This is a genomic window from Comamonas sp. BIGb0124, assembly GCF_003752175.1.
Lineage (GTDB): Bacteria > Pseudomonadota > Gammaproteobacteria > Burkholderiales > Burkholderiaceae_C > Comamonas_F.
Genome location: NZ_RJVF01000008.1, coordinates 393,269 through 413,451 on the forward strand (window position 1 = coordinate 393,269; position 20,183 = coordinate 413,451).

Annotated in this window: 17 protein-coding genes; 15 read left to right on the top strand and 2 right to left on the bottom strand. The window is 65.2% G+C overall.

What is annotated here, in order from left to right; genetic code table 11:
* Positions 1-211 precede the first annotated feature (211 nt).
* The 9 genes from EC845_RS03005 (at position 212) to EC845_RS03045 (ending at position 10,560) form a co-directional block, all read left to right on the top strand.
* Positions 212-709 (top strand): tripartite tricarboxylate transporter TctB family protein, encoded by a 498-nt coding sequence (locus EC845_RS03005; RefSeq protein WP_123295723.1) that lies wholly within the window; start codon positions 212-214, stop codon positions 707-709.
* 9 nt (positions 710-718) lie between these two features.
* Complete coding sequence (locus EC845_RS03010; RefSeq protein WP_123295724.1) at positions 719-2,218, top strand: tripartite tricarboxylate transporter permease; 1,500 nt, start codon at positions 719-721, stop codon at positions 2,216-2,218.
* Positions 2,219-2,243: 25 nt separating this feature from the next.
* On the top strand, positions 2,244-3,221 hold the full coding sequence (locus tag EC845_RS03015; RefSeq protein WP_123295725.1) for a tripartite tricarboxylate transporter substrate binding protein: 978 nt from the start codon (positions 2,244-2,246) through the stop codon (positions 3,219-3,221).
* A 15-nt stretch (positions 3,222-3,236) separates the two neighbouring features.
* On the top strand, positions 3,237-4,028 hold the full coding sequence (locus EC845_RS03020) for an SDR family oxidoreductase (RefSeq protein ID WP_123295726.1): 792 nt from the start codon (positions 3,237-3,239) through the stop codon (positions 4,026-4,028).
* 855 nt (positions 4,029-4,883) lie between these two features.
* Complete coding sequence (locus EC845_RS03025) at positions 4,884-5,582, top strand: hypothetical protein (protein ID WP_123295727.1); 699 nt, start codon at positions 4,884-4,886, stop codon at positions 5,580-5,582.
* Positions 5,579-7,156: an NAD(P)/FAD-dependent oxidoreductase gene (locus EC845_RS03030; RefSeq protein ID WP_123295728.1), complete on the top strand. Its 1,578-nt coding sequence runs from the start codon at positions 5,579-5,581 to the stop codon at positions 7,154-7,156. The genes EC845_RS03025 and EC845_RS03030 overlap by 4 nt, the downstream gene beginning before the upstream one ends.
* Positions 7,157-7,287: 131 nt before the next feature.
* Positions 7,288-8,517: a cytochrome P450 gene (locus EC845_RS03035; protein ID WP_158615597.1), complete on the top strand. Its 1,230-nt coding sequence runs from the start codon at positions 7,288-7,290 to the stop codon at positions 8,515-8,517.
* The gene (locus tag EC845_RS03040) at positions 8,514-9,719 is read left to right on the top strand and encodes a cation:proton antiporter (RefSeq protein ID WP_123295730.1); all 1,206 of its coding nucleotides are present in this window, start codon (positions 8,514-8,516) and stop codon (positions 9,717-9,719) included. Before EC845_RS03035 ends, EC845_RS03040 begins: the two co-directional genes overlap by 4 nt.
* Positions 9,720-9,810: 91 nt before the next feature.
* Positions 9,811-10,560, top strand: coding sequence for an SDR family oxidoreductase (locus EC845_RS03045; protein WP_123295731.1), 750 nt, complete (start codon positions 9,811-9,813; stop codon positions 10,558-10,560).
* A gap of 31 nt (positions 10,561-10,591) precedes the next feature.
* On the opposite strand, the gene EC845_RS03050 is transcribed toward EC845_RS03045, so the two are convergent.
* A complete protein-coding gene (locus tag EC845_RS03050) occupies positions 10,592-11,617 on the bottom strand; it encodes an aldo/keto reductase (RefSeq protein ID WP_123295732.1) in 1,026 nt (341 codons plus the stop codon).
* A 100-nt stretch (positions 11,618-11,717) separates the two neighbouring features.
* Positions 11,718-12,191, bottom strand: coding sequence for a helix-turn-helix domain-containing protein (locus EC845_RS03055; RefSeq protein ID WP_123295733.1), 474 nt, complete (start codon positions 12,189-12,191; stop codon positions 11,718-11,720).
* A 103-nt stretch (positions 12,192-12,294) separates the two neighbouring features.
* Here EC845_RS03055 and EC845_RS03060 point away from each other — a divergent pair, with 103 nt between their 5' ends.
* From EC845_RS03060 to EC845_RS03085, 6 genes are all read left to right on the top strand, one after another.
* On the top strand, positions 12,295-13,044 hold the full coding sequence (locus EC845_RS03060; protein WP_123295734.1) for an SDR family oxidoreductase: 750 nt from the start codon (positions 12,295-12,297) through the stop codon (positions 13,042-13,044).
* 110 nt (positions 13,045-13,154) lie between these two features.
* A complete protein-coding gene (locus tag EC845_RS03065; RefSeq protein ID WP_123295735.1) occupies positions 13,155-14,738 on the top strand; it encodes an ABC transporter substrate-binding protein in 1,584 nt (527 codons plus the stop codon).
* 41 nt (positions 14,739-14,779) lie between these two features.
* Positions 14,780-15,769, top strand: coding sequence for an ABC transporter permease (locus tag EC845_RS03070; RefSeq protein WP_123295736.1), 990 nt, complete (start codon positions 14,780-14,782; stop codon positions 15,767-15,769).
* 31 nt (positions 15,770-15,800) lie between these two features.
* Complete coding sequence (locus EC845_RS03075; RefSeq protein ID WP_123295737.1) at positions 15,801-16,727, top strand: ABC transporter permease; 927 nt, start codon at positions 15,801-15,803, stop codon at positions 16,725-16,727.
* A gap of 14 nt (positions 16,728-16,741) precedes the next feature.
* Positions 16,742-18,583: an ABC transporter ATP-binding protein gene (locus EC845_RS03080; protein ID WP_123295738.1), complete on the top strand. Its 1,842-nt coding sequence runs from the start codon at positions 16,742-16,744 to the stop codon at positions 18,581-18,583.
* A 140-nt stretch (positions 18,584-18,723) separates the two neighbouring features.
* Positions 18,724-20,022, top strand: a complete 1,299-nt coding sequence (locus EC845_RS03085; RefSeq protein ID WP_123296329.1) for an acyl-CoA dehydrogenase family protein — start codon at positions 18,724-18,726, stop codon at positions 20,020-20,022.
* Positions 20,023-20,183 lie beyond the last annotated feature (161 nt).

The window sequence follows — 20,183 nt, forward strand, 5'->3', positions numbered from 1 at the left end:
GCGGCGGCTTCGATCGATCGTGCGGCAACGACGCACACCCAGCCCATCGCAACACCTTGAAAACATTGGAATCAGGTGGATGAATCGACGGCTTTGCTCGATTAACTCATAAGCAAATGAAAAGAGAAGCTGCCTTCACTGGGAAGGCTGCCACTACAGTCGGGCCGCTTCAACAATCCAGGACCGTCCCCCGGTCCAACTCGCGGTACACATGGGCAAGCCTGTTCTCTCCACGACTCCTCTGACACAGGCCTGGCGCAAGCAGGATGTGCGCGCAGGCCTGCTTTTTCTGGCCATCGGCCTGACCTCGGCTTTCGAAGGCGGGCTGCTCGACCAGGGCACGGCCAGCCGCATGGGGCCCGGTTATCTGCCGCTGCGGCTCGGGCTGGCGCTCAGCGTGCTGGGTCTGGCGATCGCATGGATCGGCGCATTGCGCGGCGTGGCCCAGCCGCAGGGCAGCAGCCCGGTGGCTTTCGGTCCCATCCTGGCCGCGACGGCGGGACTGGTGCTGTTCGGCCTGGTGATCGAGCCGGCCGGACTGGTCGCGGCCTCGGTGCTGCTGGTGGTGACGTCGCGCCTGGTGCAGCGGCGCGGCCATGCCCGCGAAATCGTGTGGCTGGCGCTGCTGCTGTCGGCTGTCGTGGTGCTGGTCTTCCGTTACGGCCTGGGCCTGCCGGTCGGCCTGTGGCCCGCATTTCTGACTGCCTGAGGAGCCGACGTGGAACTGTTCGACAACCTGGCCCTGGGATTTTCGGTCGCCCTCTCCTGGTCCAACCTGCTGTATTGCTTCGCGGGCGCCCTGCTGGGCACGATCGTCGGCGTGTTGCCCGGCGTCGGCCCGGTGGTGACCATCGCCCTGCTGCTGCCGCTGACGTTCGGCCTGCCGGCGGTATCGGCCATCATCATGCTGGCAGGCATCTACTACGGCGCGCAATACGGCGGCTCGACCACCGCGATCCTGATGAAGCTGCCCGGCGAGCCCTCGTCGGTGGTGACAGCGATCGACGGCCATGCGCTGGCGCGCCAAGGCAAGGCCGGCACGGCTCTGGGCATCGCCGCGATCGGCTCGTTCGTGGCGGGTACGCTGGCGGCCGCCTTCATGGCCGTGTCCTCGCCGGCCCTGGCCCGCTTTGCGCTCGAGTTCGGCCCGGCCGACAACTTCGCGCTGATGGCCTTCGGGCTGGTGGGTGCGGTGGTACTGGCGCGCGGCAATCCGCTCAAGGCGATCGCCATGGTCATGGTCGGCCTGATCCTGGGTTTCGTGGGCACCGATGTGAGCTCCAACGCCGAGCGGCTCACCTTCGGTCTTTCTTCGCTGGCCGACGGCCTGGGTTTTGTGGTGCTCTCGATGGGCCTGGTCGGCGTCTCCGAAATCATCGCCAACCTGGAGCGCCCGCCCGCCGAGCAAGGGCCGCAGAAACAGATCGGTCAGGTCTGGCCGGACCGCCAGGCGTTCGAGGCCGCGTGGCGCCCGATCCTGCGCGGCACCGCGGTCGGCTCGATCCTGGGTGTGCTGCCCGGCGCGGGAGCGGCGCTGGCGTCTTTCACGGCCTACAGCCTGGAAAAGAAGCTGGCCCACCGCCCCGAGCGTTTTGGTCAAGGGGCCATCGAAGGCGTGGCCGGGCCCGAGTCGGCCAACAACGCCGCTGCGCAGACTTCGTTCGTGCCGCTGCTCACGCTGGGCCTGCCGTCGGGCGCGACGACCGCCCTGCTGCTGGGTGCCCTCACCATTCAGGGCATCATTCCCGGGCCGCAGATCATGACGCAGATGCCCGATCTGTTCTGGGGTGTGATCGCCAGCATGTGGATCGGCAATGCCATCCTGCTGGTGCTCAACCTGCCGCTGATCGGCCTGTGGGTGCGCATGATGCAGGTGCCCTACCGCTGGCTGTATCCCGCGGTGCTGCTGTTCTGCGCGATCGGTGTCTACAGCCTGGGCAACAACCCGGCAGATGTGCTGATCACCGCCGTCTTCGGCGTGCTGGGCTACGCCTTCGCCAAGCTGGACTGCGATCCGGCGCCCCTGCTGCTGGGCTTCATCCTGGGGCCGCTGATGGAAGAGAACTTCCGCCGTGCGCTGGTCATCACCCAGGGCGACTTCGCCGTCTTCGTCACGCGTCCCATCAGCGCGAGCCTGCTGGCGGCGGCCGTGCTGCTGCTCATCACCCTGTTGCTGCCCGCCATCCGGCGCGGACGCGACCTGGCATTTCAAGAGTAAATCCCTTCCTGACAGGAATTCTTCCATGATCAAACTCCCACGTCTTCTGTCCGTCGCCGCCTGGTCGGCCATGGCCGCACTGAGTGCCGCGCCGGCCCTGGCCGCCGACTACCCGAACAAGCCGGTCCGGCTGGTGGTGCCGACCGCTGCGGGCGGCAGTCTAGACACCCTGGCCCGCCTGCTGGGCAGCCGGCTGGAAGCCAAGCTGGGCCAGCCTTTCGTGGTCGAGAACCGCCCGGGCAGCAACGGCAACACGGCTTTCGAGTACGTGTCCAAAGCCAGCCACGACGGTTACACGCTGCTGGTGGCCTCCGACGCGCTGGCCATCAACCCCAGCCTGTACAAGAACGTGCGCTACGACCCGGTCAACGGCTTTGCACCGGTTTCGCTGGTCACCACCGCTGCACAGATTCTGGTGACCCGCCCCAACCTGGGCGCCGGCAACCTGCAGCAGTTTCTGGCCATCGCCCGTGAAAAAGGCAAGAAGCTGACCGTGGCCTCGCCCGGCAGCGGAAGTGCCGGCCATCTGTCGGCAGTGCTGCTGCAGAGCCAGACGCAAACCTCGTGGACCCATGTCGCCTACAAAGGCGGCGGACCGGCCGTGGCCGATCTGGTGGGCGGGCATGTGGATGCGCTGTTCGTGACGCTGGCGCCTGCCGTGCCGCAGGTCAAGGCCGGCGCCCTCAAGGCGATCGCCGTCACCACGCCCACACGTTCGCAGGCATTGCCCGACGTGCCCAGCATTGCGGAGTCCGGCGTTGCCGGTTTCGATGTGACCAACTGGCAAGGCGTCTTTGCACCGGCCGGCACGCCGTCCACGATCGTCGAACCGCTCTCGGGTGCGATCCAGGCCATCGTGCAGGAGCCGGAGATCCGCCAGCGCCTGGTCGATCTGGGCTTCGATCCGGTCTCGGGCGGACCGCAGGTGCTCGGCACCCATGTGCGCGACAACGTCGCCAAGTGGGCCAAGGTGATCCCGCAAGCCAACATCACCGTCGACTGACCGGGAGCGATCGAGATGGATCTGAACCTCAAGGGACAGCGCATTCTGGTGGTCGGTGCCAGCGAAGGCATCGGCCATGCCACGGCCGCCACGCTGGCGGCCGAGGGCGCCGCGGTGACGCTGGTGGCACGCCACGCCGCTTCGCTGCAAGCCGCCGCACAACGCATCGAACAGACCACCGGCCAGGCGGTCGAGGTCTTGACCGCCGATGTCACGCAAGCCCAGGACATCGTCGCGCTCGAAGCCGCCTGGCGCACCCACGGCCATGCGCTCGACGCCTTGGTCATCGCCACCGGCGGCAGCCACCGGGCCCGTTTCGAGGAGCTCTCGGACGAAGCATGGGCGGCCAACTACGAGTACAACGTGCTCGGCGGGGTGCGTCTGGTGCGCGCCTTCCTGCCGCATCTGCGCCGGGCGAACGCAGCCAGCGTGCTGTTCTTCGGCGGTGCGGCGGCCAAGATGCCTTATCCCAATCAGGTCGTCTCCAATGTGCACAAGGCCGGCCTGCTGGCCCTGACCAAGACGCTGGCGGCCGAACTCGCGCCCGAACGCATCCGCGTGAATGCGATCTGCCCCGGCCGCACGCTGACGCGCCTGTGGCGTGACCGGGCCGGCGCGCTGGCGCAGCAGGAAGGGGTCAGCGAGCAGGTGGTGATCGAGCGTTTTGCCGAGGAGATCCTGGCGGGACGTTTTGCCGATCCTCAGGAGATCGCCGACGTGGCGGCCTTTGTGCTGTCGCCCCGCGCGTCGTACATCGTCGGCCAGTCGATCAATGTCGATGGCGGGATCGCGCGCGGTTTGCTCTGATCCACGACGCCATGCCCTGCATGGCAGTCGCCCCACCCTCTTCATGCGGACGATCGCGATGATCGGCGGCGATCCGCACGCCGGTTGCGGCATTGCGGGCCAGACACTCCGGCCGCCAGTCGTTTCCGGTTTGCCGCGATAGCTTTCCAGTCCTTCCGTTCGAGTCGCCTTTCCGAGGCCTGAACTCGACGGACCGAGGTATGAACAAATGCGGTCCATGGACCGCATTGATAGACCCGGATATCTTGGGCAAGCCTGGCGGCCGCCAGCGGATACCCCTACTCCCCCACAGCCTACTCGACGCCAGCGGCACTGAAGCCGCTGCGCGCGGATCGTGCATGCCCGGGTTCAGGCAAGCGGCGCTGAATTTCGCAGGCCTTTCGCCGCCCTGCCCGTCCAGGGTCGAAAACGGCCCGGCCGACAGCGCGGCCAAATGGATTAATACCAAAACTCTATACCCCGGATTTCGACAGCTCATACCGTCCGGGCGCGAGCCCATCTTCGGGCGGATGGCGTATGAAACGGGTTCAATTTCAAACCCCTTGAAGATCATTCCCCGCGCAAATGGGCTATTTTTTCAAAAAATCGCCCAGACGCTCGTTCTTCCTCGCCCAAAAGCCAGACCGCGAATGCCAAAGTACACACCCGCGGTCGGAATGAATCATTTCATTCTATTGAATGTCAAATAGTGTCTCAAGGGCAAACCTATCGTCCGCACGCCGCTATTATTTCAACCCATCCCACCGGGAATTCCCATCCGCCCCTGCTCATCGATCCCTGACAGCAACCTCAAGAGAAACGCCGATCCACCTCACGGAACCCTCGATCCGAGCCATCACGAACCGGAGACAAACCATGAAACGTATCTTCTCGCAAATCAAGACGCGCATCGACGCCATCGAGAGCCATCCCCTGTTTCGCGATGTCCATACCCTCGAAGCCGAACAGATACCCAGCATGATGAAGGTATGGGCACCGATGTTCATTCACCTCAGCATGACCTTCCGGGATGTCAATCGGATGTTCTATGCCTACTTGCAGCCGCGCGATGCCTATGAGCGCGAGATCACGGCCCATGCCGACGTCGACGCGACGCACTGGCGCTTCCTGCTGGACGACCTCAAGACCATCGGAAACGACGACGATCCCTGTTTTTATGAAGAGCACCTGAAACAGATCTGGTCAGATGCGGGTGCTCCCATTCGCCGCTACATGTATGCCCTGGTCGTGCGGGCCCAGAGTTGTGGTGAATCACCCTATTTGCGGGTCGCCTCGATGGAATCGGGAGAGGCGACCGTCAAGCTGTTTTTTGCGACCACGCGGCTGATGGCCGGTCGTTTCAAGCAGGTGACTGGAAAAACCCTGAAATACTTCGGAGAGGATCACATCCGAAGTGAAATCGACCACGCCGTCGACACCCCTCTTTTCGAAAAGATCACGATCGACGACACCACGGCCACAACGGCCTTGACACTGGTCGACGCCCATTTCGACAAGTTCAAGGAATTTCTCGACGCCAAATACTTCATCACGTTCGGCAAGGAGACGGCATGAGAATCGCCATCATCGGTGCGGGCCCGTCGGGTCTCTGTGCAGCGAAGGAAATCCGCCAATCCAATCCTGCTGCAAGCGTGACCGTATTCGAGTCCGAGAGCCGTCTGGGAGGAACCTTTGCGCGCTGTCATGCCCACTTGACGATGGTCAACAATCCCATGCTCGTGAGTTTCAGCGATTTCCCGGCAGCATGGACATTGCCGGCGTTGAAAATGTGGTCAGCACAAGAATATGTCGATTACCTCGAGCGCTATGCGCAGAAAAACGGCATCGAGCACCTGATCACATTCAACAGCCAAGTTCTGAAGGCGCGCTTGAGCGACGGAATCTGGCGTCTCGTGATTCGGCAAGGGAGACGTGAATCCCGTTTGGATTTCGACTATCTGGTGGTCTGCGCCGGCAGCAATTACATGCCGTCGTGTCCCGAAATTCCCGGGCACACCGATTTTGACGGCGAGATCGTCCACGCCTCCAGCGTGAAGAATCCGGCCCTTTTCAAGGGGCGCCGTGTCCTCTTGATGGGCTTGGGAGAAACGGGCTCCGATCTCAGCGAACTGATCGCCGAGCACTCGGCCGCGACCCATCTGTCGATCCGACGCGGACCCGGTTATCTGATCCCGCGCTATCACGACACGAGACCCACCGATCTGGACACCTCGAGGCTGTACCACAGCCTGCCCAGCGGCATCGATGCCACGCGACTGGGCTGGCTGCTGAGATGCAAGCGGAGGATCGAGAGGAATCGGCTCAGAAGTCCGCACGACCGGGCGGTACAGCGCCGCGCCGACGAGCTGAATCACGAATGGACCGAAACGCGGTCCCTGGGCCCTTTTCGACGGGCATCGACCAAGAGTTGCGGTTTCATCCACGCCGAACTGAAGGGCCGGGTGCGGCTCCATCCTGCGGTCACACGGCTGGAAAAGAGCGCGGCGTGTTTCTCCGACGGCAGCCGTTGTGAGGTCGATGTGGTCATCGCCTGCACGGGCTACAAGCAGGCCTTTCCGTTCTTCGATCAAGCCCTGCAGGGCCGACTGGTTTCAAGCAACCGCCTCTACAACTACATGTTCCTGCCGGGCCTGCACGACAAGCTGGCTTTCGTCGGTTATGTACGCCCGGCGGTCGGAACGGTCCCGGCGCTGACGGAATTGCAAAGCCGGCTGCTCGCCCGGTTTCTCCAAGGGGAGCTCGTGCTGCCGCCGGCCGATGAGATGCATGCGGCGATCCAGGTCCAGCAGCAGATGGCGAAAACGCAGTTTCCAGCCGACTTCGAACGGGTGGGGCATCTGGTGGACTACTACGGACTGCTGAAAAGTCTGGCGACTCAACTCGGTGTCATGCCCAGGCAATGGACCTTGCTGGTGTGTGCGCCACGGGTGTGGTTCAAGGTGAATTTTTCGTTTCTTTGCCCTGCGGCTTTCAGGCTGAACGGCCCGGGCCATACCTACGCCCAGGCATGCTCGGCACTCAAAGCGATGCCGACCATGCCCGTGTCCATTCTGGCGATCGAAGGCTTGACCTATCTGATCTGCGCGGGATTGTCGAGGCTCGGATTTCGCCAGTTCCGCATGCGCTGACCTTTTTTTGGACGCCGCACGGTCAGCCCCTGCCCGTCTCCAGGAACAGACGGGCTCTCTGCACGCTGCATGCAGGCCCGGCCCGTGCGCTGTCTGTACTTCGGCTCCACAACCTCGATTGCTCATCCATCATGAAGTCGCTCGACATCGATCCCTTTTCATCGGCCAACCTGGCCGATCCCGAGCCCTTTCAACGGGCGCTGCATGAGGCGGGTGCGGTCGCCTGGTTGACTCGGTACAAGATCTACGCAACGGGTCGATTCGATATCGCCCAGTGCATCCTGAACGATCCGGGTTCATTCATCTCGGGAGAAGGCGTGGGCCTGGCCGATGAAAGAGCGACGCAGGGCCTGCCAGACGGGCAGTCCGAGAACATCTCGACCTCTCATCGAAAACGCACACCGCTGGTCGAGGAGGACGGGCAGACGCACCTCGAGAACCGTGCCGCGCTCGACGTGGTACTGAATGCCTCGACCATCAAGGCGATCACGGCCGAGTCGAACCGCATTGCACTGGGGCTGCTGGAGCCGCTGCTTGAAAAAGGTCGGTTCGATGCGATTGGCGAATGGGTGATTCCTGTCGTGCTGCAGGCCTTCCCGGACGCCTACGGCGTCGTGCCCGAGGGTCGGGACAATTTGCTGGCACTGGGGGAGTTGGCCTTGAACTCGCTCGGACCTCGCAACGCGAATTTCATGGCCTCGGCCGCACGGTTTCCGCAGATCAAGCGATGGCTGCAACATGCTTTGCCGGTCGACGAGATGGATGGTGGAAAGATTGGGCGTCGCATCCATGACGAGGCCTTGCGCAAAGGAAAAAGCGCAGCCGATGCCCAAAGCCTGATCCAGGCGGTGCTGATCTCCGGCATCGACACCACGGTGGCGGGTATTTCCAACACGCTGCACTGCCTTGCGGAACGGCCGGATCAATGGCGTTGGGTGGTGCAGCGCCCCGAGCTGGCCATCAGGGCTTTCGAAGAGGCCATGCGGATCGCACCGCCTGTCCAGATGTGTTACCGCCTGCTGGCCGTCGACTGCGCGCTCGACGGAATGCGGCTGAACAGCGGGGCACGAATCATGATCCACCTTGGCGCTGCCTCTCGCGATCCACGGCACTTTCCCGAGCCTGGGCGATTCGACGTTCGGAGAAGCTCGCGGGACACCTTGTCTTTCGGCGCCGGCCTCCATCGCTGCGTGGGGCGTGCCCTGGCGCGCGGACAGGCCGAGGGCATGATCAGGGCGCTGGCGAGCCGCGCCGACGAGATCGGTTGTGAAAAACCCGTCACCTTTCTGCCGAACAACACGCTCCGGCGGCCGACCGAGCTGCTGATGAACGTGTCGCAAGCGCGGGAGAAACGCCCATGACCGGCACCGAAGTCTTTCTTCTCGCCATGGCCTTGGTACTCGGCGCACCCTATCTGCTCTGGCGTCTCGGCCGTACCGAGTCCATCGCACCGTTGGTCGTCATTCAGATCCTGTCGGGCGTTGCACTCGGGCCCGGCGTGCTCGGTGCGTGGCAGCCCGAGGTCTTCGCCCTGATGTTCGGTCCTCGGGTCATTCAATCGATCGACGGCATGGCCATCTGGGCCGTGACGCTGTTTGTGTGGATTGCGGGTCTCGAACTGGATCTGCGGCAGGTCTGGCACGCCAAGCAGGAGAATTTCACCGCCGCCGCACTGCTGCTGATCGTGCCGCTCGCCTTCGGCTCGCTCGCGGCAGCCGGGCTGCTTCAGTGGAGCGGCTGGAAGGGAGACGCGGCCGAGGACTGGCAATTCGTGCTCGGCATCGGCATGTCGTGTGCCGTGACCGCCTTGCCCATCCTGATGCTGTTCATGCAGAAACTCGGCATTCTCAGGACACCGCTCGGACAGCGCGTGCTGCGGTACTCCAGCCTCGACGACATCGCCATCTGGGCCGTTCTGGCCTTGATCCTGATGGAATGGAACCGACTGGGCCTGCAGCTTCTTTTCCTGCTCGCTTTTGCCGTGGCCAGTTTTTTCATGCGCCGGCTGATCGTCCGGGTGCCCGAAGGCGACCGGTGGTACCTGGCCTTGATCTGGCTGCCGCTGTGTGCTTTCGGCGCCGATGCATCGGGCCTGCACTTCATGGTCGGCGCGTTCCTGGCCGGGGTGGTGCTGGATGCCGCCTGGTTCAACGAAGCCAGGGTGGATGCCGTTCGCGAAAACATCCTTCTGATCCTGATGCCCGTGTTTTTTCTGAGTACGGGCCTGCGTACCCACTGGCAAAGCGACAGCCTGGCCGTGATCGTGGTGGCCGTTGTCCTGCTGCTTGCCGCCATCTCGGGAAAACTGATCGGGGCCCGAATGGCCGGACGCTTGCTGGGTTGGCAGCCGTCCGAAGCCTCGGTGATCGGGTGGCTGCTGCAAAGCAAGGCGCTGATCATGATCATTTTTGCCAATGTGCTGGCAGACCGGCAACTGATCTCCTCGAACACATTCGCTTCGCTGCTGTTCATGGCGGTCGGCAGCACGATGCTGACGATGCCTTGCGTGAGCGCCATCTTGCGCGGCCGCCGGGCTGCAGCGCAAAGCATCCCGCATCGCTGATGCAGGGCCTCGACCCGAGGCCGTGATGCCATGCCAACCGGTCACGTCAACCGATCCAACAGATCCAACAGATCCAACCGAAAGAAAGCCTATGCGACGCTTCGATCAAAAAGTGGTTCTCGTCACGGGGGGCAGCAGCGGCATCGGTTTTGCCGCAGCAAGAGCCTTCATCGACGAAGGCGCCAGGGTGGTGATCACCGGCCGCGACCCCGGCCGCCTCGATGCGGCCAGAATCAGCCTGGGCGACCATGCCATCGGCATCCGCAATGCCACCGGCTCCGCGGCGGCGGCGGCAGAGCTTGCCGATTCCCTGGCCTCGGCCCGACTTCACCTCGATGCCGTGTTTCTGAACTCGGGCATCGCCCGTCTGGCACCGTTGAGCAGCGTCACGGAAGCGCTGTGGGCCGAGGTGTTCGACGTCAATGCGCGGGGGCCTTTTTTCCAGATCCAGGCCCTGCGCGCCCGTCTCAACGACGGCGCCTCCATCGTCCTGAACGGTTCGGTCAACGCCCACGTCGGCATGGACATGTCATCGGTGTATGCAGCCAGCAAGGCTGCGCTGATCTCGCTGGCACGCACGCTGTCCAAAGAGCTGATGGCACAAGGGGTGCGCGTCAATGTGGTCAGCCCCGGCCCGGTGGAAACGCCGCTGTTCGGCAAGCTCGGGATGGCTGCGGAGCGTCTGGAGCTGGCCAAAGCGCATATCCGGCAGATGGTGCCGCTGGGCCGGTTTGCCCGAGCCGAAGAGATCGCAGCCACGGTTCTGCATCTCGCCGCCGCCGAATCCTCATTCATCGTCGGCAGCGAGATCCTGGTGGACGGCGGCATGAGCCAGCTCTAGGCCGAGCTTCGGCGCAAGGACGAACCGCTCGTCAGTGGCTCGCGCCGGCTTCGACATACGGCACCCGGCCTTCGACGGGATGGCCGGGGTCGGTGTAGCCCGGGGTCGAGGCGTGGCCGGCCGCCACCAGGCGGTTGACCAGATCCTCGTCTTCGGCGGTGAAGCGGTAGTCGAGCGCCTTGACATAACCTTCCCACTGCTCGAAGGTGCGGGGCCCGGCAATCGCCGAGGTGATGAGCTGGTTGTTCAGCACCCAGGCCACGGCGAAGTCGGTGGGGGTGATGCCGCGCTCTGCCGTGTGCCGGCGGATCTCCTCGGCGATCTCGATGGATTCGATGCGCCATTCGGTCTCGAGCAGACGCTTGTCCTTGCGGGCAGCGCGCGAGCCCTCTTCGGCGTCGCCGCAGGTGGGGTACTTGGCGGTCAGCACGCCGCGCGCCAGCGGGCTGTACGAGACCACGCCCAGACCGTAAGCGGCAGCTGCCGGCAGTTGCTCGGCTTCGGCCGTGCGATTGACCAGGTTGTAGAGCGGCTGGCTGGCAATCGGGCGGTCGATGCCTTCGGCGTCGGCCAGGTGAGCGACTTCGGCGATGCGCCAGCCACGGAAGTTGGACAGGCCGAAATAACGAACCTTGCCGGCGCGGACCAGGTCGCCGATGGCCCGCACGGCTTCACCCAGCGGCGCATCGAAATCTGCGCGATGGAAGTACAGCAGGTCGATGTAGTCGGTTCCCAGGCGGCGCAGGCTGCCTTCCACGGCTTCGATGATCCACTTGCGCGAGGTGCCGCGGCGGTTCGGGCCGTCGCCCAGTGCGTTGCCGAACTTGGTGGCCAACACCCAGTCGTCGCGGTCCTTCTGCAGCGCGCGGCCCACGACTTGCTCGGTGATGCCCTTCTGGTAGACATCGGCCGTGTCGATGAAATTGACGCCCTGCGATTTGGCACGGGCGATGATCTCGTGGGAAGTGGCCTCGTCCGTCGGGCCGCCGAACATCATGGTGCCCAAAGCGAGACGGGAAACTTTGAGGCCGCTGCGGCCCAGGTATCGGTAAGTCATGGCACGGATTCCTCTCAAGAAAAGCCGGGTGCGATCAGCACCCAAACCCTGTATTACAAGACCAGACGCGCACGAGGCCTCGCTCGATTTTCAGCCATGCTTATGCAGCGGCCAGCCTCGGGGACTCTGCCGGGCTCGCCTGGGTCAGGCTGGGGGCATGTTCACGCATCCAGTCCGCCAGCAGGTCGAGCGTGGGGCGCAGCGAGGCACCCAGCGGCGTGATGCGGTATTCGACGCGCGGCGGCACTTCGGCATATGCCGTGCGCTGCAGCAGCCCCCGCTGCTCGAACTGCCTCAACTGCCGGGTCAGTTCTTTCTGTGTGATGGGACGGACGGCACGTTGCAATTCGTTGAAGCGAATGGGGGCATCGCTCACGATCAGCCGATACAGGATGGGAATGGCCCATTTGCCCGAGATCAGGTTGACGAAGGTGACCATGGGACACGGCCCGGCCTCCAGTGCTGCGAGATCGGCGGGTGGGCGCGGATCGGGCACCACCTGCCCGCCGCGGACCACACGGCGAGCCGGGACGGGGCGGTCGGCGTGCGCGTCTTGCAGGCGAAGCGTGTGCATGGGTGTTCTGTCGGCCACTCGGTATCCTTTTGGTTCCTACTGGGCAAAGGATACCGCCGGAGAGAGACTGTGTGTTTTTCGAAGAGACACAGGACATTTCTCCATGACACGACTGAAAGACAAGTTCGCCTTGATCACCGGCGGCAGCAGCGGCATCGGGCTGGAAACCGCACGCCAGTTCCTGGCCGAAGGCGCGACCGTGGCCATCACCGGCCGCAATGCGCAGGCCCTTGAGCAGGCCGGCCGCGAACTGGGCGACAGGGCCTGGCTGATCCGAAGCGATGCCGGCGATGTGGCTTCGCAGCAGGCGCTGGCCCGGCAACTGGCCGAACGCTGGCCGCGCCTGGATGTGCTGTTTGCCAATGCGGGCGACGTCACGCATCTGCCGCTCGAAGACTGGACGGCCGGGACCTGGGACCGGCTCATGGACATCAACCTGAAAGGGCCTTTTTTTCTGATCCAGTCGGTGCTGTCCCTGCTGGCCAACCCGAGCTCGGTCATCGTGTGCGGCTCGACCAGCGCCCACATCGGGCTGCCGCAGAGCAGTGCCTATGCCGCGAGCAAGGCGGGGCTGCTGTCGCTGGCCCGCACCTTGTCCGGCGAGCTGGCCGCGCGGGGCATCCGGGTCAACGGCCTGAGCCCGGGGCCGACCGAGACGCCCGCACTCGGCAAGCTCGGGCTTCCTGCGGCCCAGCAGGACGCGATGCGTGCGCAGATCCGCGAACTGGTGCCGATCGGCCGCATGGGCACGCCCTGGGAGCTGGCCCGGGCTGCGGTGTTCCTGGCCTCGGACGAATCGCGTTTTGTCGTCGGCACCGAGCTGCTGGTCGACGGCGGCGTCGCCAACCTCTAGCCGGCACAGCACGGCGCGGCGCGGCGCGACGTCTAAGCTCATGCCGATTTGTCAGTTGGACGAACGCGCCGGCCTCTCTAGCATGTGTCCTTTTCTCGCGGAAGCAGACGATGCAGTTCAACACATTGGCGAGCCGGATCGGCACGGCCGCCTTATGGGGGGCGCTGGCCCTGGCCAGCCCTTGGGCTCTGGCGCAGAGCGGCGGCAAGACACTGACCTGGGTGGTCGACCCCGAGCCCTCTTCGCTGGTGCCGCTGGTCACCACCGCGGGCGGCAACACGGAAATCGGCCCCAAGGTGGTCGAAGGCCTGCTGACCTACGACTTCAAGCTGCAGCCGCGCCCGCTGCTGGCCACGCAATGGTCGGTCAGCCCCGACGGCCTGCAATACAGCTTCACGCTGCGCAAAGGCGTGACCTGGCACGACGGCCAGCCCTTCAGCTCGGCCGATGTGGCCTTCTCGATCCAGACGCTCAAGCAGTACCACCCGCGTGGCCGCGTGACGTTCGCCAACGTGACCGAAGTGCGCACCCCCGCGCCCGACCAGGTGGTACTGGTGCTCGCCAAGCCCGCCCCCTACCTGCTGACGGCCTTGGCAGGCGCCGAGTCGCCCATCATTCCCAAGCACCTCTACGAGGGCAAGGACATCGCCAGCAACCCCTACAACAGCCGGCCGGTGGGCACCGGTCCGTATGTGTTCAAGGAATGGGTGCGGGGCAGCTATGTCAAGCTCGAACGCAACCCGAACTACTGGGACCAGCCCAAGCCCTCGCTGGACCAGGTCATCGTGCGCTTCATTCCGGATGCAGCCTCGCGTGCCGCCGCGCTCGAATCCGGCGAGGTGCTGCTGGGCAGCCAGGTCATTCCGCTGAGCGATGTCGAGCGCTTCCGCAAGCTGCCGAACGTGACGGTGGATACACGCGACTGGCCGTACGTCGGCAACCACGTGCAGATCTTCTACAACCTCGACACACCCCAGTTCAAGGACGTGGCCGTGCGCCGGGCCGTGGCGCAGGCGGTCAATGTCAACACGCTGATCAAGAGCGTCTGGTACGGCAACGGCACGGCCTCGGCCAGCCCGATCGGCAAAGCCAGCCCCTATCACGACGCCTCCATCCAGCCCTACCCCTACGACCCGAAGGCTGCCGAGGCCGCACTGGACGCAGCAGGCCTCAAACGCGCTGCCGACGGCAACCGTTTTGCCGTACGCCTGCTCTACAACCCGTTCGTGGACCGCCGCGCCGCCGAGTTCGTGCGCCAGGCGCTGGGCCGCATCGGCATCCGTGCCGATCTGCAGAGCTATGACTTCGCCAGCTATGTCACCAAGGCCTATACCGACCGGGCTTTCGACATCACGGTCGAGAACCTGACCAACATCTTCGATCCCACGCTGGGCGTTCAGCGCATCTTCTGGTCGAAGAACTTCAAGATCGGGCTGCCGTTCTCGAATGCCCCGCACTACGTGAGCGACGAGGCCGACCGCCTGCTCGAGGCCGCGGCCATCGAGGTCGACGACGCGCAGCGCAAGAAGCTGTTCTCGGACTTCCAGCAGGTGGTGCACCGCGACGTGCCGTCGATCGAGATCGGCGCCAACCCCACGATCACCATCGCCAACCGGCGCGTGAGCGATTACGCCCCCACGGGCGAAGGCATCCGCGGCAGCTTTGCCGACGTGAAACTGGCCCCTGCTCCCTGAGCGCCGGCTCCGCCACGCACGACCCCAAAAGGCAAGACACCATGAGTACCACCACGCAGCGACTGGGCAGTACCCTGCGGCGCACGGCCTGGCAGGCCATCCCGACCGTGATCGGGGTCATCCTGCTCAACTTCTTTCTGATGCAGCTGGTTCCCGGCGACGCGGCCGATGTGATTGCGGCCGAATCGGGTGCCGCCACCGCCGAGACCATGGCGCAACTGCGCACGCACTTCGGTCTCGATCTGCCGGTGCTGAACCAGTTGGGCGCCTACCTCAACAACCTGGCCCACCTGAGCCTGGGGGTGTCGCCTCGCCACAACGTGCCGGTGGTCGACCTGATCGCCGGCCGGCTGGGCGCCACGCTGCTGCTGATGCTGACCGCACTGGGCCTGGCTCTGCTGGCGGGCCTGGTTCTGGGCGGTGTGATGGCCACCCATGTGGGCAAATGGCAGGACAGGCTGCTGTCGGTGCTGGCCCTGCTGCTGTACTCGACGCCGGGTTTCTGGCTGGGTCTGATGGCGATCGTGCTGTTCGCGGTGAAGCTGGGCTGGCTGCCGACGGGGGGCAACATCACCATCGGCGCGGATCTGCAGGGCTGGGACCACGTCGTGGATGTGGCCCAGCATCTGATCCTGCCGGCCCTGGCGATGTCCGGTTTCCTGATCGCCATCTTTTCGCGCCTGACGCGTTCGGCGATGCTGGAGGTGAGCCGGCAGGACCATGTGCGCACGGCACAGGCCAAGGGCCTCGGGCCGGTCCGCATCACGCTGCGGCACGTGCTGCGCAATGCGCTGATCCCCGTGACCACGGTCGCAGGCATGCACTTCGGCACGCTGCTGGGCGGCTCGGTGGTGGTCGAAGTCGTGTTCAGTTGGCCGGGCCTGGGCCGGCTGGCACTCGAGTCGGTGCTGGCGCGCGACTACAACGTGCTGCTCGGCATTCTTTTCCTGTCCTCGCTGCTGGTGATCGTCGCCAACATGCTGGTCGACATTCTTCACGCCTGGCTGGATCCCCGCATCCAGTTGCGCTGACACGGCCCGATACCCGCCTCCGATCGCTCTCATGAAACTCAGTCTCACCCGTCTTCCCAGACTTCCTTTCCTGCGCCTGTCCCGAGCGCAGCCGGTGCCTGCATCCGGCCAGCCGCGTGGACTTTCAGAGTCCTGGCAGGCGTTTCTGCGCAACCCCTCGGGCCTGGCCGGCCTGTTCATCCTGCTGGCGATCGTGGCGATCGCGGCCTTTGCGAACGTCCTGTTCCCGGGCGATCCGCTCGACATGGTGGCCGAGCCGCTGCTGTGGCCATTCACCAGTGCAGAAGCGCCGCTGGGCAGCGACTCGCTGGGCCGCAACGTGGCAGCCGGGCTGGCCCACGGTGCCCGCGTGTCGCTGGCCGTGGGCGCCGTGGCGGCTGTCATCAGCCTGATCATCGGCATCACGGTCGGCGCGACGGCGGGCTACTTCGGCGGGCGTATCGACGACATCCTGGTCCGCATCACCGAGCTGTTCCAGACCGTGCCGACCTTTCTGTTCGTGATCGTGATCGTGGCCATCGGCCAGCCCTCCATCGGCGTCATCGTGCTGGCGATCGGCCTGGCGGCATGGCCGGTCATCGCGCGCCTGGTGCGTGCCGAGTTCCGCTGGCTGCGCGAATCCGAGTTCGTGCAGGCCGCACGAAGCCAGGGCTTCTCGGATCTGCGCATCATCTTCCAGGAGATCCTGCCCAATGCGCTGCCCCCCGTCATCGTCACCACCTCGGTGCTGGTGGCCAGCGCGATCCTGATCGAATCGGCCCTGTCGTTTCTGGGCATGGGCGACCCCAACCAAGTGTCGTGGGGCAGCATGATCGGCGAAGGACGTGAACTGCTGCGCACCGCCTGGTATCTGACGGCACTGCCCGGGCTGGCCATCGTGCTGTCCGTGCTGGCGCTCAACCTGGTGGGCGATGCACTGAACGACGCCTTCAACCCGCGTCTGCGCGGCACACGCTGAGGAATCCTCCCACCATGACCACTTCGCACACCGCACACACCGCATATTCGGCGCGCACGGCAACCGCGCCATCGGCCCACGGCGAGCTGCTGCTCGACATCCAGCGGCTCAATGTGTTCTTCAAGGGGACCCGCGGCGAACAGCAGGCCGTGCGCGATCTCGACCTGCAGCTTCGGCGCGGCGAGACGCTGGCACTGGTCGGTGAATCGGGCTGCGGCAAATCGACCACCGCGCTGGCGATCCTGCGCCTGCTGGCGCCTTCGGCCCGGCTGGACGGCCGCATCGACTTCAACGGCCGCAATGTGCTGAGCCTGACGCCGCCGGAACTCCGCAATCTGCGCGGCAAGAACATCTCGATGATCTTCCAGGAGCCCATGACCTCGCTCAACCCGGTGTACACCATCGGCGAGCAGATCGTGGAAACGCTGCGCCAGCACGAGTCGCTGAGCGCCCGAGAAGCCCGGGTCCGGGCGATCGAGCTGCTGGAGCTGGTGCGGCTGCCGCAGGCGGCCCGCCGCATCGACGACTATCCGCATCACCTGTCGGGTGGCCAGCGCCAGCGCATCATGATCGCGATGGCGGTCGCCTGCAAACCGCAGTTGCTGATCGCCGACGAACCGACCACGGCGCTGGATGTGACCATCCAGGCGCAGATTCTGGAGCTGCTCGACAATCTGCGGCGCGAGCTGTCGATGTCGCTGCTGCTGATCACCCACGATCTGGGCGTGGTGTCTCAATGGGCCGACCGGGTGGCCGTGATGCATGGCGGCCGCAAGGTCGAGGAAGCCGAGACGGCTCGCCTGTTCGCACAGCCCCAGCATGCCTACACGCGCGGCCTGCTGGGCGCATCGCTGCACGCGGGCAAGGATCTGCACTACCGCGACGGTCCCCTGCCCGAGATCCGCACCCACCGGGAGACCGCCAGCGCCGATCCGGTGTTCACGCTGTTCCGCCCCGAGTCGGTGTTCGCGTCGGCATCCGGCGTCTCGGCCCCACCGGCGGCGGCCGAACACCCTCTGCTGTCGGTGCGCGAGCTGGTCACCGAGTACAGCGGACGGCACGGCCATGTGCGTGCGGTCGATCAGGTGTCTTTCGACATCGCACAGGGCGAAACCGTGGGTCTGGTCGGTGAATCCGGCTGCGGAAAATCCACGCTCTCGCGCACCCTGCTGAGGCTGCTGCAGCCCACGAGCGGCCAGATCCTGCTGGACGGCACCGATCTGGCACAACTTTCGCCCCGAGCACTCCAGCCCTGGCGTCCCCGCATCCAGATGGTGTTCCAGGATCCGTATGCATCGCTCAATCCGCGACGCACCGTGCACGACATCCTGGAGAGCGTGCTGGTGGTGCATGGACACGGCAATCGCCAGGCCCGCCAGGCGGCCATCACCGCCATACTCGACCGCGTGGGATTGCCATCCGATTCGGCCCAGCGTTATCCGCACGAGTTCTCGGGCGGACAGCGGCAGCGGATCGGCATCGCGCGTGCGCTCATCCTCAAGCCCTCGCTGTTGATTCTCGACGAGCCGGTCTCGGCCCTGGATGTGTCCATCCAGGCCCAGATCCTGAATCTGCTGGTCGAGCTCAAGCAGGCTTTCCAGCTCTCCTATCTGTTCATCTCGCACGACCTGGCCGTGGTGCGCTACATCGCCGACCGGGCACTGGTGATGAACGGCGGCCGCATCGTCGAGTCCGGCCGTGTGCAGGACGTGTGGAGCCGGCCGCAGCATGCGTACACGCAGCAGCTCATTGCCGCGGTGCCGGCGGCACGCGAAGGATCCTCTGCCGATAGCCGGTCGCCGCTCGGACAGGCGCCCGTCCAGGCGGCCTCTCCCCACCTGCTGCGCGCGGCCTGAAGACGAACGCCGGCGGCGGGCTCGGCTCGAAGCCGGCGTCATCGGCGCCGTGGCAAGGCGGTCCGGCCGGCCCCTTTCATCGACGCGTGCCCATGGTGGCCGACGCGCAATGTCCGGCAACCATCCCCGAAGAACTGCACATGACAACGACAGCCCTCTCATCCGATACCCCGGCAGCCGCCGGCTACGCCCCACGCGCCGCCATCGCCGACAGGGCCTGGGGCGATGCCCCCAGCGCACGCTACAGCGCCATCGCCGAGCGTTTCCGCCCGGTGTTCGCGGCCATACGCGCCGGTGCGCCGGAGCGCGAGCAGACCCATCGCCTGCCCCAGGCCGAGCTGCACCGGTTGCGCGACCTGGGCCTGACCCGCCTGCGCCTGCCGCGTGAGCTGGGCGGTGAAGACCTGACCCTGCCGGAGCTGTTTTCGCTGCTGATCGAACTCAGCGAGGGCGATCCCAATGTCACCAATGCCCTGCGTTCGCATTTCGGCCTCACAGAAGAACTGCTGGAGCAGCCGGCAGGCGAATGGCGCGACGGCTGGCTGGCCCGCATTGCGGCAGGTGCGCTCACGGGCAGCGGATTCTCGGAAGTCGGAGACAACACGCTGGGCCAGCACTCGACCACCGTGGTGCGCCAGGGCGATCACTATGTGGTGAACGGCACCAAGTTCTACACCACGGGTTCGCTGCTCTCCGAATGGATCCATATCTCGGCCAGCACGGAACAGGGCGAGCCCATCGGTGCACTGGTGCCCTTCCCTTCCGAGGGCCTCGAGATCGTCGACGATTGGGATGGATTCGGGCAGCAGCTCAGTGCCAGCGGCACCGCGCGTTTCGACAACGTCGTGCTGCAGGCCGACCATGTCAAACCGTATGCGGGACGCTTCGGTTACTCGGTCGGCTTCTATCAGCTGGTGCACCTGGCCGAACTCAGCGGCATCGGCCGCGCCGCCAGCCGCGAGCTGGCCGAACGGGTGGCGGCACGGAAACGGGTCTACGGCGGCCGCAGCAATGCCCGCAGCAGCGAGGATCCGCAAGTGCTGGAGGTGGTGGGCCGCGTGCGCGCAGCCGCGCATGCCGCCGGCGTCATCACGCTCGATGCGGCCCGGGCGCTCGAACGCGCGCATCACGCCAAGCACCTGCCGCCCGAACAGCGCCAGGCCGTCTACGACGAGGCCGAGATCGAAGTCAGCCAGGCCGTGACCACGGTGACCGACCTGATCCTCGATGCCACGGCCCGTCTGTTCGACGCCCTGGGCGCTTCCTCGGCGCAACGCAGCCAGGCCCTCGACCGTCACTGGCGAAACGCCCGCACCATCTCCTCGCACAATCCGCGCATCTACCACACACGCATCGTGGGCGACTTCGCGGTCAACGGCACGCCGCCGCCCGTGCGCGCCGGCGTCGGGCTTCCGCCCGGGCCGGCTGCGGTTGCCTGAAGACGGCCGGCCCCGGCATATTCATATAAGCAAAGGATTGTTTGATCTCGGCCCCGAACGCCTACTATTTTGGGTTGTTCATTTTCATGGGCCTTCCGGCGGCGATTCCGCGCAGCCCTCCGGATGCCCCGGTCACGCACCCCGCATTCAAGCGGAGCCGA